Source organism: Vibrio sp. RE86, assembly GCF_013114545.1.
Taxonomy (GTDB): domain Bacteria; phylum Pseudomonadota; class Gammaproteobacteria; order Enterobacterales; family Vibrionaceae; genus Vibrio.
This window is the reverse complement of the sequence record NZ_VTXI01000028.1, coordinates 1-14978: the sequence shown is the minus strand read 5'-3', so window position 1 is coordinate 14978 and position 14978 is coordinate 1. Positions and strand designations below refer to the sequence as shown.

Here is a 14978-nt window from a genome sequence, read left to right as displayed (position 1 = left end):
TAGTGAAACGTTGATATGACGATCAAGATTCTTCCCGCTCGACTCGCAAACCAAATCGCAGCAGGTGAAGTGGTCGAAAGACCGGCTTCTGTTGTAAAAGAGCTGGTAGAAAACAGCTTAGACTCTGGTGCTACTCGAATCGATATTGATATTGAGAAGGGCGGCGCCAAACTGATCCGTGTACGAGATAACGGAAAAGGGATCGTCAAAGATGAATTGGGCTTGGCGCTGAGTCGTCATGCGACATCAAAGATTCACACTCTGGATGACCTCGAAGCGATCATTAGCTTAGGTTTCCGTGGTGAGGCGCTAGCGAGTATCAGTTCTGTTGCGCGACTCACTATGACTTCTCGTCCAGCGACTCAAGAGCAAGCTTGGTCGGCTTATAGTGAAGGGCGTGATATGCAGGTTAAACTTCAACCTGCAGCCCATCCAATTGGCACCACAGTTGAAGTATTGGATCTGTTTTTCAATACTCCTGCGCGTCGTAAATTCCTGAGAACAGAGAAGACGGAATTTACTCATATTGATGAGCTCTTAAAGCGTATTGCGCTAAGCCGATTTGATGTCACGATAAACCTTCGACACAACGGTAAGCTTGTCAAACAGTACCGCGCCGCAAAAACACCGGCGCAGGAAGAGAAGCGTATCGCTGCGGTATGTGGCAATGCGTTTGTGCGTAACATGCTCAAAATTGAGCTTGAGCACCAAGGCTTAAAGTTGCACGGTTGGATAACTATGCCCGAAGGTGCTCGCCAACAAAGCGATCTTCAATACTGTTACGTTAATGGTCGTATGATGCGTGATAAGCTGATCAATCATGCCATTCGTCAAAGCTATGAAACAAGCTTGCGCCCAGATCAATTTGCGACCTACGTTCTCTTCATCGAACTTGACCCTCACCAAGTGGATGTCAATGTGCATCCAGCTAAACATGAAGTTCGCTTTCATCAGTCTCGACTGGTCCACGATTTCATTTATCAGGCGCTGAGTGATGCCTTAGCGCAAAGCGCTCACATTGAAAAACCGGAACAGACAGCATCGGCATTTCATGTCGAATCGCCGTCATCAGAGGTTGAGCCTACGCAATCTGTTAGTGTCGCTGAGCAGCCAAAGCCAGCAACTCCATTATCTACACAAGAATTTCAAGCGATTGAGTCAGTGCCGTCTTACCCAGGAAAAGCTGACTATCAACAGAGTCGAGAGCAAATCCAAGAAGCTAAGCCTCGTCATGAGTGGAATGAATCCAAACCCGCATCTAAACCAAGGGTCACTGAACGTTATAGTGAACCAGCACCTAGCCGTCAGGAAGTTAAGGCGTACCAAGAGCTACTTAAAACGCCAGATTACCAGGTAGAGCCTCAGCCAGAGGCGGCAAAGCAAAAAACAACTGAACCTGTAGAACATCAAGTGGTCGAAAGCTTGGGTAAGGCTGTTAGTGTAACGAATGGACGCTATGTGGTGATGGGCAACAAGTCAGGTGTTTGTCTTGTGAGCTTAGCGAAAGCGGAGTGGCTGAGAGTGAATGGTCAATTAGCCACTCAACAAGGAAATCTAAAAAGTCAGCCCCTGCTGGTGCCACTGTCGCTTAAACTGGATCAAGAGTTGCTCGATATTGCAACGCAGCTTGAAGCAACATTAAAGCAATTTGGAATTGAACTAAAAACACGCGGTAGTAAAGCGTTAATGGTGATGGGGGTTCCGCAGCCTTTGAGACAACAAAACTTACAACAAGTGATTCCAGATCTGCTATCTTACGCCGCTTTGACGATGTCGACCCACCAAGCTATTGATCATACACAGATCGCGAATTGGTTGAGCGATCAGATCACGCAAGTGAAAAGCGACTACACTTTGTCGGAAGCGATTCAAATCATCGCTGATATCGAGCAGCTTTGGCAGGGTAACCTCCCATTAGGGGATTCGACATTCGTAAGACCCGTAGATTTTTCGGCAACGATTGCAGCTTTAGAATTATGAAAAACAAAGAATTACCTTTGGCTCTGTTTTTAATGGGGCCAACCGCATCAGGCAAGACAGACCTTGCGATTCGTTTACGAAAGAAATTCCCGGTTGAGATCATCTCTGTAGATTCAGCGTTGATCTACAAAGGGATGGATATCGGTACCGCGAAGCCAGATGCTGATGAGCAAGCGCAAGCACCACATCGTTTGATCGATATTTTAGATCCAACTGAAGCGTACTCGGCGGCAGATTTTCGTCGCGATGCGCTGATTGAAATGGACAAGATCGTAGAGCAAGGCAAGATCCCGTTGCTAGTGGGTGGAACCATGCTCTATTACAAGGCATTGCTGGAAGGTTTATCACCACTTCCTGCTGCAAACCCTGAAATTCGACAACAGATCGAACAAGAAGCATTGACCTTAGGTTGGGATAAGCTTCACGATGAACTGAAAAAGATCGACCCTGTTTCGGCAGAGCGAATCCACCCTAATGATCCACAAAGATTGTCTAGGGCATTGGAAGTTTATCGAATTTCGGGTAAAACTCTAACTGAGTTAACTCAAACCAAAGGTGACAGCCTGCCGTTTAGAGTTAAACAGTTTGCAATAGCTCCCAAGGAAAGGGCCGAGCTCCATCGCCGTATTGAGCTGCGCTTTGACAAGATGATAGATGCTGGCTTTGAAGAAGAGATGCGTGCTTTGTACGCTCGTGATGATCTTCATCCAGATCTTCCATCGATTCGTTGCGTAGGATATAGGCAGATGTGGGACTATTTGGATGGGAACTGCACGTTAGATGAAGCTATGTTTAAAGGCGTCTGTGCAACCCGTCAATTGGCCAAGCGACAAATTACCTGGTTACGCAGCTGGGATGATTTAACTTGGTTAGATAGTGAGAACATTGACGAAGCGTTAGAAACTGTTTCAAATGCCATAGCATCTGAAGGTTTTAGCTGTGTATAATGTGATCGCTTTTGCGTGAATGTACCCTGTAAAGGATCTGTTACTTGAAATTTCGATCCAAAGTCGTCATAACAAGTAACAACAGGGTGTTATTTTATTCGTTTAGCTCAGAGCAAAGGCCGCATTTATCTGCAGCGCACCACTAGCTAAATAACTAAAACAAAATTACAAAATAAGGAAAATAAAAATGGCTAAGGGGCAATCTCTACAAGACCCATTCTTAAATGCATTACGTCGCGAACGTATTCCAGTGTCAATCTACCTTGTAAACGGAATTAAACTGCAAGGTCAGATCGAGTCATTTGATCAATTCGTAATCTTGCTGAAAAATACTGTTAACCAAATGGTATACAAGCACGCTATTTCTACGGTAGTTCCTGCTCGTCCAGTGAGCCACCACAGCGGTGATCGTCCACAAGGTGATCGTCCAGAAAAATCAGAAGATTAATTATCTCTGAATTACCGAGACATATTTTAAGGAGTTGATTGCTTGTTTGACCGTTATGAAGCCGGTGAGCGAGCCGTACTTGTTCATATCAACTTCACGCAAGAAGGGGAGTGGGAAGATCTCAGCGAGTTTGAGATGCTGGTCTCTTCTGCTGGCGTATCTGCGTTACAAGTTGTAACCGGAAGTCGCCAGTCACCACACCCTAAATACTATGTCGGAGAGGGTAAAGCTCAGGAAATTGCGCAGGCTGTGCAATTAGCTGGAGCTGATATTGTGATCTTTAATCACGCCCTCTCTCCTGCCCAAGAACGTAACCTCGAAGCGTTGTGTAAGTGTCGTGTTTTAGATCGTACTGGTCTTATCCTTGACATCTTTGCTCAGCGTGCCCGTACCCACGAAGGTAAGCTACAAGTTGAACTTGCTCAGCTACGCCATATCTCTACTCGATTAATTCGTGGTTGGACTCACCTTGAAAGACAGAAAGGTGGTATCGGTTTACGTGGTCCAGGTGAAACTCAGTTAGAAACTGACCGACGTTTATTGCGTGTACGTATTAAGACGATATTACGTCGCTTAGAGAAAGTAGCTAAGCAACGTGAACAAGGTCGCCGTGCAAGAAGTCGAGCGGAAATCCCGACAGTTTCTCTCGTTGGTTATACTAACGCAGGGAAATCAACGCTATTTAACCGAATTACAGAAGCGGGTGTATACGCCGCAGATCAGCTGTTTGCTACATTGGACCCTACGTTACGTAAGATCGATCTAGCGGATGTTGGTCCTGCGATATTGGCCGATACGGTGGGGTTCATTCGTCACCTACCGCACGACTTGGTTGCAGCGTTTAAAGCAACACTTCAAGAGACGCAAGAAGCTGACATTTTGTTACATGTTGTTGATGCCAGTGACGAGCGTTTTCGTGAGAATATTCAAGCTGTTCATGATGTCTTAGCTGAAATCGATGCGGATGAAATACCGACATTGGTTGTCATGAATAAGATCGATAACCTCGAAGGTCAAAAACCTCGAATCGATAGAGACGACGAAGGTGTCCCTCACACGGTTTGGGTTTCAGCGATGGAAGGTAAGGGTATTGAGCTCTTATTTGATGCGCTGACGGATCGTTTGGCTAGTCAGATGGTTCAGCACCAAATGCGAATTCCGCCACAACATCAAGGCAGACTTCGTAGTACATTCTTTAAGATGAAGTGTATTCAACGAGAAGAATATGACCAAGAGGGTAACTTGTTGATTGATGTTCGGATGCAACAAGTGGATTGGTCTAGACTTGAAAAAAGAGAAGAGGCAGATTTACGTGACTTTATAGTTACTTAAATGACTGCTAGAGTATAACGTCATATCAAATGATGGAGCTTTCTAATGGCGTGGAATGAGCCTGGTAATAACAACGGCAACAATGGCCGCGATAATGACCCTTGGGGTAATAATAATCGTGGTAACAAGGGTGGCCGTGATCAAGGACCGCCAGACTTGGACGAAGTGTTTAATAAACTGAGTCAGAAACTGGGTGGAAAGTTTGGTGGCAAAGGTGGTAATGGACCGTCTATTGGCGGCGGTGGTAGCGTACTAGGTTTAGGCGTTATTGCAGCAATCGCAGTAGCAATTTGGTTCTTTGCTGGCTTTTACACTATCGGTGAAGCTGAGCGTGGTGTTGTACTACGCCTTGGTAAATACGATCGTGTGGTCGATCCTGGTCTTAACTGGCGTCCTCGTTTTATTGATGAGTATGAAGCCGTTAACGTTCAGGCGATTCGCTCACTGCGTTCATCAGGTCTAATGCTGACTAAAGATGAAAACGTTGTGACGGTTGCGATGGACGTTCAGTACCGAGTGGCTGACCCATATAAATACCTTTTCCGCGTCACAAACGCAGACGACAGCTTACGCCAAGCGACAGATTCTGCGCTACGTGCAGTGATTGGTGACTCTCTGATGGATAGCATTCTGACCACTGGTCGTCAGCAAATCCGTCAAAGCACGCAAGAGACACTAAACGAAATCGTAGATAGCTACGACATGGGTGTTGTGATTGTAGACGTGAACTTCCAGTCTGCACGTCCACCTGAGCAAGTAAAAGATGCATTCGATGATGCTATCGCAGCTCGTGAGGATGAAGAGCGTTTTGAGCGTGAAGCTGAAGCTTACCGTAACGACATTCTTCCTAAAGCGACTGGTCGTGCTGAGCGTCTGAAGAAAGAAGCATTGGGTTACTCTGAGCGCGTTGTGAACGAAGCGCTAGGTCAAGTGGCTCAGTTTGAAAAGCTTCTACCTGAGTACCAAGCTGCACCAGAAGTTACTCGTAACCGTCTGTACCTAGATACGATGGAAGAAGTTTACAGCAACACATCGAAAGTTCTGATTGATTCAGAGTCGAGCGGTAACCTTCTTTATTTACCAATCGATAAGTTAACTGGCGAAAGCCAAACTCAAACGAAACGTAGCACGAAGTCTTCTTCAGCTTACGACCAAATTGAGCTTGAAACCCAGTCAACTGACTCAACGTCAGATTCGCAATCTCGTACAACTGGTTCACGTCAAGGGAGATATTAAGAATGCGTAAGTTAATGATCCCTGTATTAGTCGTAACGATTGCTCTACTGCTTATGTCAGTCTTCGTTATTCAAGAGGGTGAACGAGGTCTAGTAATCCGATTCGGTCGTGTCCTAGATGACAACGGTGTATCTAAGATTTACGAACCTGGCCTTCACTTTAAGATGCCTCTGTTCGACCGTGTGAAAACACTCGATGCACGTATCCAAACGATGGATGGACGCTCTGACCGTTTCGTAACATCAGAGAAAAAAGACGTTCTTATCGATACATACGTTAAATGGCGTATCTCTGATTTCGGCCGCTACTACCTAACAACAGGTGGTGGTAATGCGCTAACAGCAGAAGCACTATTGGAACGTAAAGTGACCGACGTGCTACGTTCTGAAATCGGTTCTCGTGAGATCAAACAGATTGTGTCTGGTCCACGTAACCAAGATGTGCTTCCAGAAAGTGCAGACAGTGAAGAAGTAACAACGGAAGCGGCGCTAGAAGCATTAGAGATCGATGGTGAACGTGACCAAATCATGGAAAACGTTCTACTAGGCACGAGAGACAGTGCGATGAAAGATTTAGGTGTTGAGATCGTTGATTTCCGAATGAAGAAAATCAACCTGCCTGATGAAATCAGCGAGTCTATCTATCGTCGTATGAGAGCTGAGCGTGAGTCTGTTGCTCGTCGTCACCGTTCTCAAGGTCGTGAGAAAGCAGAAGTTATCCGTGCACAAGCTGACCTAGAAGTGGCAACAGTTCTAGCGGAAGCGGATAAGACTGCACGTGTGACTCGAGGTGAAGCTGACGCAAAATCTGCGAAGATTTACTCGGATGCTTACAACAAAGACCCTGAGTTCTTCGGCTTTATGCGTTCTCTGAAAGCGTACGAGAAATCGTTCAGCAACAAGAGTGATATTCTTGTATTGGATCCGAAGAGTGACTTCTTCCAGTACATGAATAATGCCTCTGGTGCAGAAACGAAATAATCGCAATTAAGATACGATAAAGGCTCCCATGTGGAGCCTTTATTTTTTGTAAGGAAAAGAGATGTCTAATTCATTGTGGCTAGCGTTTGGTTTGGTCTTAATCGTCGAAGGGCTTGGTCCTCTTATCGCTCCCAATGGCTGGCGTAATATGGTCGCGCAATTGAGCCAACAGCCTGATGAACAACTGAGAAGAATCGGAGGTTGTTTAGTGGTGGCGGGAGCCGTGATTGCTTATATGTTTGGCTAGCGTAAGGTTGCTAGCCAAATCGTCACTTAGTAGTGTGGTGGTGGTGTTTCTTGTGACTGGTCAGCAAGGTTGGATGAATCCATGTTTTTTACTTTGCCTACAACATACTTCATTTGATCTTGCATCTTAGTGATAAGTAGTTGCTGCTGACTTAACGCATCGTTTAACTCTTCAATGGTTTGCTCTTGGAAAGCTAATTGACACTCTAGGTCATTCACACGGCTTTCTAACTGTTCAATTCGCTTTTCTGTCATCGCTAACGGTTCTTTGTCAGGTTAATAGTCTACGTCCCAAGCTTGGGCTATGCCGGCTGAAGTGCCAGATATGACGCGGTTCTCGCTATCAAAGGCTGCATCATACACCACTGCACGTGGAGGGCGAGTATCTTTTAATGGCTCGGCCTCAAAACCATCCACCTTTTTCCCTGTTTGCGTATCCCAAACCATGATGCGACTTGACGGTGTGCCTGTGACTAGGTGAAGTCCATCATCGGAAAAGCGGGCACTGGAAAAAATCAACTGACGAGAGAAGCTACTGAGTTGGGAAACTTCATTTCCAGATGGAATCTCCCAAACTCTCGCTTGGTTTCCTCCATCTGAAGTGAACGCTAACTTTCCATCACGATGAAGTGCTACGCGGTTGACTCGTTGTTCGTGCTCAAAGGTTTGCAGTATTTGACCAGTCTCGGTGTTCCACAAGTAAGCTTTGTAGTCGTTTCCGCCGGAGAGGGCAAAACGACCATTCGGTGATAAAGCAACAGAATTGACTTTTTCATTGTGAGCGAGGAACTCTAAGCGGCGTCCGGTGACTAAGTTGACGTAGATGGATTTGCCATTAGAAAGGCCAAGCAATACTTGGTCACCATTACTTGCTATGTCAACGTCACGGATCAGGCCATCGGAAATAGACCAAAGCCCTTCGGCTTGCGTCCAGGCTAAATCCCAGACTGCAAAATTAATTTGTGTTGCGGTAACGGCGAAGCGGCCGTTGTCAGAAATCCGAATGCGAGAGACGGTGCTAGACTGTGGGTCTTGAGCGCCTAAAGAGGCAAGCTCTTGGCTTTCGATCAGATCCCAAAGCACAAGTTGATGCTCTTTTGAGTAGAGAAGTGCGAATCTGGCGTCTCGGCTGAGTGCAAAGCTGGTTGTACCTTGTGGTTCAATGGTCCAGCGCTGTGCGTCTTGAGTGGAGAAAAAACACCCATTTAACGCAGAGATGACAATTAGTATGAATAGTGAGTTAAAAATTATACGCATTAAGTCCAAATATCCGCTTGGTTTACGTTTAATTAAAACGCATATTGGTTATATTGGTACAACATGCTTATGTGCACCAGTGTTAATTCGAGATTTGTGCACAAAGACAAATGGTTAGCCATTAATTGGAGAATTTAATGAAATCGATTTTTAAAGTGTCACTGCTTGCTGCAACTGTTGCGCTAGCTGCTGGCTGTCAAAAAGAAGAAGAACCAAAAGCAGAGCCAGCACCAGCAGTAGAGCAGGTGCAAGCTGAAACAGGTAAAGCGGTTCACTTTAAATCAGAAGATGACAAAGCGGCATACGCTATCGGTGTTTCTTTTGCTAACTACCTAAATACGAGTCTTGATAAGCCAAACGAAATTGGTATTACTTTGAACAAAGACCTTGTACTTAAAGGTATTGAACATGTATTCGCAGGTAACCCAAAGCTAAACGAAGAAGAGACTCGTGCAGCCCTTGAGGGACTAGATAAGCGCGTTGCTGAGACAATGCAAAAGCAAGCTGCTGAAAAAGCCGCTGCAGCGAAAACAGAGGGTGATAACTTCCGTACTGAGTTCGAGAAGCAGGAAGGCGTAACTAAGACTGACACGGGTCTTCTTTTCCAAGTGATGACGCCAGCAGAAGGTGAGCAGCCAAAAGATACTGATACTGTTCAAGTACATTACAAAGGTACATTGATTGACGGTACTCAGTTCGATAGCTCATACGATCGTGGTGAGCCTGCAACGTTCCCACTAAACCGAGTGATTCCAGGTTGGACTGAAGGTGTTCAGTTAATGCCTGTGGGTTCTAAATTCAAATTTGTCATCCCGCCAGAACTTGCATACGGCGAACAAGACACACCAACAATTCCTGCAAACTCAACGCTAGTATTTGAAGTTGAGCTTCTGAAAATTGATAACGGTGAGCAAGCGGTTCAATAATTTACGCTTGAACGGATAACACAAAGGCCTGACTTAAGTCGGGCCTTTTTTGTTTTCGAGAAGTAAATATTTGTTCTAAATCACTAGATGCTCGTATAGCTAGGTGTTCTCTTCAAAATTTCTGATAAACTTACATCAATTTGTTGATTTTTCGCTCGAAGGCTTAAAAAAGTGACAACTACAGAAACAGTAAACACGGATATGCTGCTCGAAATGGAATCTGTCAATGTGATGCCATTTAGTGAGCACGATAAAATCATTCTTAGATCGTACGAAGCAGTGGTGGATGGTATTGCCAGCCTCATTGGCCCGTTCTGTGAAATCGTTCTTCACTCCTTAGAAGATCTCAATACGTCAGCGATTAAGATTGCTAACGGAGAAAATACAGGGCGTCAGGTGGGATCTCCAATTACCGATCTCGCACTAAAAATGCTGCGTGACATTGAAGGCTCAGAGCGCAACTTCTCTCGTTCTTACTTCACTCGTGCGAAAGGCGGAGTACTGATGAAGTCTATTACGGTTGCGATTCGCAACGGTGAAAACCGAGTTATCGGCCTGCTTTGTATCAACGTCAATTTAGATGCGCCATTCTCGCAAGTACTGCAATCGTTTATGCCAACTGAAGAGGCGAAACAAGCTGCATCATCTGTAAACTTTGCTAGTGATGTAGAAGAGCTGGTGGACCAAACCGTTGAACGAACGATAGAAGAAATTAATGCGGATAAGTCGGTATCAAATAACACCAAAAATCGTCAGATCGTGATGGAGCTGTATGATAAGGGTATTTTCGATATCAAAGACGCAATTAACCGCGTTGCGGACCGCTTGAATATTTCTAAGCACACGGTTTACCTTTACATTCGTCAGCGCAAGACTGAGGATGACGAGAGTTGAGCACACTAACTTACACTCTTGTCGTCAATGGTTCTGCCTACGGAAGCCAATCTGCGCGCAGTGCTTATCAGTTTGCCAAAGCATTGATTGGAAAAGGGCATACTTTAGTAAGTGTCTTTTTCTATCAAGATGGTGTGACCAATGGTAGTGCACTGACCGTTCCGGCTAATGACGAATTTGATTTAGTCAAAGCTTGGCAAGCGCTCTCAACGGAACATGATGTGCGTTTAGAAACTTGCGTCGCGGCAGCGCTGCGTCGAGGAATCATCAGTGAAGGTGAAGCTAGCCAACATGGTTTAAGTCAAAGCAATCTCGCTGAGGGCTTTGAACAAGCTGGACTGGGCAGTCTTGCAGAAGCCATGTTAGTCCAAGATAGGGTAGTACAGTTTTGAGTCAGTTAACTTATCTCTTTCGCAGTGCGCCTCATAGCTCTTCTGCTGGCCGAGAAGGGGTTGATGCGCTGTTAGCGGCGTCGGCCTATTGCGAAGATATCAGCGTGCTATTTATGGGCGATGGTGTTTATCAGTTACTGCATGGTCAGCAGACAGCAGGCATTTTGAGTAAAGATTATTCGCCAATGATGAAGTTGTTTGATTTGTACGACATTGAGCAGGTGTTTGTGTGTCAGGCTTCTTTAGAAGAGCGTGGACTGGCGCAAGCAGACTTAGTTCTTGATGCTGAGGCTCTGCCACCTACTGAACTTAAAGAAAAGCTGCACATGAGCGGCAAAATCCTCACATTTTAGGTCTTCTATGCTTCATATCGTAAAAACAGTATCAGCGCTTGAGGATGTCGTGAATGTTTTCCGTGAGGGAGACAGCTTACTTTTGATTGAACAAGCCGTGTATGCAGCTAACTCTCAGCATAAAGCCTATCGTCAGATCAAAGGGTTAGAAATCTTCGTGTTGAGCGCGGATAGCATGGCTCGAGGCATCGAAAATAGAATCACGCCAAATGCCAATTTAGTCGACTATGACGGCTTCGTTGAACTCACTATTAAGCACTCAAATTCGATCACTTGGGAGTGATTATTCCCTCTGCCAGTTTGTGTCGCTGGACGTTTACACCTTGTTCGCCTGAATTGAACAAAAAAGATCCGTATATTTCTTGACACACCTCTCACTGCTGAATAGAATTTTGCGTCCCTAACTGCCACTGGTAGGTAGGGATAGATTTTTCACAAAGCTTACTTTTAAGTAAATCAGGAGCTAGTTAATGGCAACTATTAACCAGTTGGTACGTAAGCCACGTGCAAAGCAAGTTGTTAAAAGCAACGTGCCTGCACTAGAAGCGTGCCCACAAAAACGTGGTGTATGTACTCGTGTTTACACTACTACACCTAAAAAACCTAACTCGGCACTACGTAAAGTATGTCGTGTACGTCTAACAAACGGTTTCGAAGTAACTTCGTACATCGGTGGTGAAGGTCACAACCTTCAAGAGCACTCAGTTGTTCTAATCCGTGGCGGTCGTGTTAAAGACCTTCCGGGTGTACGTTACCACACAGTACGTGGTGCACTTGACTGTGCTGGCGTAAATGACCGTAAACAAGGTCGTTCTAAGTACGGTGTGAAGCGTCCTAAGTCTTAATCGTCTTTTCTTCTGAAGAAAAGCGTTAAGTAAGGCCAAACACTAAAATTAAATTTTAATTTTTGAAGAAACTGAAAAGTTTTGGATAACCTGAAGAATAAGACAACGGAGAAATTCCATGCCACGTCGTCGCGTCATCGGTCAGCGTAAGATCCTTCCAGATCCAAAGTTCAAATCTGAACTGCTGGCAAAATTCGTTAACATCCTAATGGTTGACGGTAAAAAATCTACTGCAGAGAAAATTGTTTACACTGCACTAGATGCAATGGCTGAGAAATCTGGTAAAGATCACTTAGCTGTATTTGAAGAAGCTCTTGAAAATGTTCGCCCAGCGGTAGAGGTTAAATCTCGCCGTGTAGGTGGTTCAACTTACCAAGTACCTGTAGAAGTACGTCCGGTTCGCCGTAACGCACTTGCTATGCGTTGGTTGGTTGAAGCTGCGCGTAAGCGTGGTGAAAAATCTATGGCTCAACGCCTAGCTGCTGAAATGCTAGACGCGTCTGAGAACAAAGGTACTGCGGTTAAGAAACGTGAAGACGTTCACCGCATGGCTGACGCAAACAAAGCGTTCGCACATTACCGTTGGTAATACCTTTCAGTGCCGCGATACTCTTCGCGGCGCTACTCTAGTTCCTATGCGCAAGCCTAGGAACTATTGCTATATCTAGGGGTAAGGAAAATTGCCCAAAGCAATCCTACAATCATCTAGAAATAGCAATAGTCCCTAATTCAAGAGGATTCAATCGTGGCTCGTAAAACACCTATTGAGCGCTACCGTAATATTGGTATCGTCGCTCACGTAGACGCAGGTAAGACAACCACAAGTGAACGTATTCTGTTCTACACTGGTCTTTCTCATAAAATCGGTGAAGTTCACGATGGCGCTGCTACCATGGACTGGATGGAGCAGGAGCAAGAGCGTGGTATCACAATCACCTCTGCTGCAACTACAACTTTCTGGCGTGGTATGGAAGCACAATTCCAAGACCACCGCATCAACATCATCGATACTCCTGGACACGTAGATTTCACGATCGAAGTAGAGCGTTCATTGCGCGTACTTGATGGTGCTGTTGTTGTGTTCTGTGGTTCTTCAGGTGTTGAACCTCAATCTGAAACTGTATGGCGTCAAGCTGACAAATACCACGTTCCACGTATGGTATTTGTGAACAAGATGGACCGTGCAGGTGCTGACTTCCTACGTGTTGTTGATCAAATCAAAAACCGTCTTGGTGCGAACCCTGTTCCAATTCAACTAAACGTTGGTGCGGAAGAAGACTTTAAGGGTGTTATCGACCTGATCAAGATGAAGATGATCAACTGGAACGAAGCAGACCAAGGTACAACTTTCACTTACGAAGATATCCCAGCTGATATGCTTGAAGAAGCGGAAGAGTGGCGTGCCAACCTAGTTGAATCAGCTGCTGAAGCAACTGAAGAGCTAATGGATAAGTATCTTGAAGAGGGCGAACTGTCTGAAGCTGAGATCAAACAAGCTCTGCGTACTCGCACACTAAATAACGAAATTGTACTGGCTACTTGTGGTAGTGCATTCAAAAACAAAGGTGTTCAAGCGGTACTGGATGCAGTTGTTGAATACTTGCCTTCACCAGTAGACGTTCCTGCGATTAAAGGTGTTGATGACAATGACAACGAAGTTGAGCGTCATGCAGACGACAACGAACCGTTCTCAGCGCTAGCATTTAAGATCGCGACTGACCCATTTGTAGGTACGCTAACGTTTATGCGTGTTTACTCTGGTGTCGTGAACTCTGGTGATGCAGTCTACAACTCTGTTAAGCAGAAGAAAGAACGCTTTGGTCGTATCGTACAGATGCACTCGAACAAGCGTGATGAGATCAAAGAAGTTCGTGCTGGCGATATTGCAGCAGCAATCGGCCTTAAAGACGTCACGACAGGTGATACGCTATGTGACCAGAACCACAAAGTGATTCTAGAGCGCATGGAATTCCCTGATCCAGTAATTCAAATCGCAGTAGAGCCTCGCTCTGTTGCTGATCAAGAAAAGATGGCTATTGCACTAGGTAAACTAGCGGCAGAAGATCCATCGTTCCGCGTAGAAACGGACGACGAAACAGGTCAGACTCTGATCTCTGGTATGGGTGAACTTCACCTAGATATCATCGTTGACCGTATGAAGCGTGAATTCAGCGTTGACTGTAACGTAGGTAAACCTCAGGTTGCTTACCGTGAAACTATCCGTGGTAGCGCGGAAGTTGAAGGTAAATTTGTTCGTCAATCTGGTGGTCGTGGTCAGTACGGTCACGTATGGATCAAACTGGAGCCATCTGAACCTGGCGAAGGTTTTGTCTTTGTTGACGAAATTGTGGGTGGTGTGGTTCCTAAGGAATACATCAGCTCGGTATCAAAAGGTATCGAAGAGCAAATGAACAGTGGTGTAGTAGCGGGTTACCCAGTACTAGACATTAAAGCAACGCTGTTTGATGGTTCTTACCACGATGTTGACTCTAACGAGATGGCGTTTAAGATCGCCGGCTCAATGGCATTCAAGAAAGGCTCACTAGAAGCACAACCTGTTCTTCTTGAGCCAATGATGAATGTTGAAGTAACGACTCCTGAAGATTGGATGGGTGATGTTGTTGGTGACCTTAACCGTCGTCGCGGCATGATCGAAGGTATGGATGACGGTGTGGCTGGTATTAAGATCATCCGCGCTCAAGTACCTCTATCTGAGATGTTTGGTTACGCAACTGACCTTCGTTCTGCAACTCAAGGCCGTGCGTCTTACTCTATGGAGTTTAACGAGTACGCTGAAGTACCGAAAAACTTTGCAGATAAAATCATTGCAGCGCGTGGTTACTAATAAAACGTCTTGATCTGTAAAAAAGTCCGGCTTTTTTTAAAGATCAATGCGTCCAAATATTGCGCTGACTCACGTTGGCGCATAAAATAGCAATTTCTGGCGCGTCTCGATCAATTCGGATCGTGGCGAATCATAACTAGGAAGGAACACGATCGTGTCTAAAGAAAAATTTGAACGTACTAAACCGCACGTTAACGTTGGTACTATCGGCCACGTTGACCACGGTAAAACAACTCTAACTGCTGCAATCTGTACTACTCTTTCAAAAGTGTACGGCGGTGAAGCGAAAGACTTCGC

At 45.3% G+C, this 14978-nt stretch carries 18 protein-coding genes; 16 read left to right on the top strand and 2 right to left on the bottom strand.

Annotation, left to right across the window (positions count from 1 at the left end):
• Nucleotides 1–15 precede the first annotated feature (15 nt).
• The 7 genes from mutL (at nt 16) to F0231_RS19270 (ending at nt 7170) form a co-directional block, all read left to right on the top strand.
• Nucleotides 16–1980 carry a DNA mismatch repair endonuclease MutL gene (gene mutL, locus F0231_RS19300; RefSeq protein WP_171761321.1) on the top strand — a complete coding sequence of 655 codons (1965 nt, stop codon included), beginning with the start codon at nt 16–18 and terminating at the stop codon, nt 1978–1980.
• On the top strand, nt 1977–2927 hold the full coding sequence (gene miaA / locus F0231_RS19295; RefSeq protein WP_171761320.1) for a tRNA (adenosine(37)-N6)-dimethylallyltransferase MiaA: 951 nt from the start codon (nt 1977–1979) through the stop codon (nt 2925–2927). The genes mutL and miaA overlap by 4 nt, the downstream gene beginning before the upstream one ends.
• A gap of 187 nt (nt 2928–3114) precedes the next feature.
• Nucleotides 3115–3375, top strand: a complete 261-nt coding sequence (gene hfq, locus F0231_RS19290) for an RNA chaperone Hfq (RefSeq protein WP_004415850.1) — start codon at nt 3115–3117, stop codon at nt 3373–3375.
• Nucleotides 3376–3417: 42 nt separating this feature from the next.
• Nucleotides 3418–4707: a ribosome rescue GTPase HflX gene (hflX, locus tag F0231_RS19285; protein ID WP_171761319.1), complete on the top strand. Its 1290-nt coding sequence runs from the start codon at nt 3418–3420 to the stop codon at nt 4705–4707.
• 45 nt (nt 4708–4752) lie between these two features.
• Nucleotides 4753–5943, top strand: a complete 1191-nt coding sequence (gene hflK / locus F0231_RS19280) for an FtsH protease activity modulator HflK (RefSeq protein ID WP_171761318.1) — start codon at nt 4753–4755, stop codon at nt 5941–5943.
• A gap of 2 nt (nt 5944–5945) precedes the next feature.
• On the top strand, nt 5946–6923 hold the full coding sequence (hflC, locus tag F0231_RS19275) for a protease modulator HflC (protein WP_171761317.1): 978 nt from the start codon (nt 5946–5948) through the stop codon (nt 6921–6923).
• A gap of 61 nt (nt 6924–6984) precedes the next feature.
• A complete protein-coding gene (locus tag F0231_RS19270; protein WP_171761316.1) occupies nt 6985–7170 on the top strand; it encodes a DUF2065 domain-containing protein in 186 nt (61 codons plus the stop codon).
• Nucleotides 7171–7196: 26 nt separating this feature from the next.
• Here the strand turns inward: F0231_RS19270 and F0231_RS19265 are convergent, their stop codons facing one another.
• Together F0231_RS19265 and F0231_RS19260 are read right to left on the bottom strand one after the other, a co-directional pair.
• Nucleotides 7197–7424, bottom strand: a complete 228-nt coding sequence (locus F0231_RS19265) for a SlyX family protein (protein WP_171761315.1) — start codon at nt 7422–7424, stop codon at nt 7197–7199.
• Between the two features lie 21 nt (nt 7425–7445).
• Entirely contained in the window at nt 7446–8426 is a 981-nt protein-coding gene (locus F0231_RS19260) for a WD40 repeat domain-containing protein (RefSeq protein WP_171761314.1), read from the bottom strand.
• A 137-nt stretch (nt 8427–8563) separates the two neighbouring features.
• Here F0231_RS19260 and fkpA point away from each other — a divergent pair, with 137 nt between their 5' ends.
• The 9 genes from fkpA to F0231_RS19215 all read left to right on the top strand — a co-directional run.
• Entirely contained in the window at nt 8564–9352 is a 789-nt protein-coding gene (gene fkpA / locus F0231_RS19255; RefSeq protein WP_171761313.1) for an FKBP-type peptidyl-prolyl cis-trans isomerase, read from the top strand.
• A 171-nt stretch (nt 9353–9523) separates the two neighbouring features.
• The gene (locus F0231_RS19250; RefSeq protein ID WP_008075289.1) at nt 9524–10246 is read left to right on the top strand and encodes a transcriptional regulator; all 723 of its coding nucleotides are present in this window, start codon (nt 9524–9526) and stop codon (nt 10244–10246) included.
• Nucleotides 10243–10638, top strand: coding sequence for a sulfurtransferase complex subunit TusD (gene tusD / locus F0231_RS19245; RefSeq protein WP_171761312.1), 396 nt, complete (start codon nt 10243–10245; stop codon nt 10636–10638). The genes F0231_RS19250 and tusD overlap by 4 nt, the downstream gene beginning before the upstream one ends.
• A complete protein-coding gene (tusC, locus tag F0231_RS19240) occupies nt 10635–10991 on the top strand; it encodes a sulfurtransferase complex subunit TusC (RefSeq protein ID WP_171761311.1) in 357 nt (118 codons plus the stop codon). The genes tusD and tusC overlap by 4 nt, the downstream gene beginning before the upstream one ends.
• Nucleotides 10992–10998: 7 nt before the next feature.
• Nucleotides 10999–11274, top strand: a complete 276-nt coding sequence (gene tusB, locus F0231_RS19235; protein ID WP_171761310.1) for a sulfurtransferase complex subunit TusB — start codon at nt 10999–11001, stop codon at nt 11272–11274.
• 187 nt (nt 11275–11461) lie between these two features.
• Nucleotides 11462–11836 (top strand): 30S ribosomal protein S12, encoded by a 375-nt coding sequence (gene rpsL, locus F0231_RS19230; RefSeq protein WP_004399892.1) that lies wholly within the window; start codon nt 11462–11464, stop codon nt 11834–11836.
• A 118-nt stretch (nt 11837–11954) separates the two neighbouring features.
• The gene (rpsG, locus tag F0231_RS19225) at nt 11955–12425 is read left to right on the top strand and encodes a 30S ribosomal protein S7 (RefSeq protein WP_004415829.1); all 471 of its coding nucleotides are present in this window, start codon (nt 11955–11957) and stop codon (nt 12423–12425) included.
• A gap of 156 nt (nt 12426–12581) precedes the next feature.
• Nucleotides 12582–14681, top strand: coding sequence for an elongation factor G (gene fusA / locus F0231_RS19220; protein ID WP_171761309.1), 2100 nt, complete (start codon nt 12582–12584; stop codon nt 14679–14681).
• A 154-nt stretch (nt 14682–14835) separates the two neighbouring features.
• On the top strand, nt 14836–14978 hold a 143-nt coding region (locus F0231_RS19215), incomplete at its 3' end, for a GTP-binding protein (protein WP_253817141.1).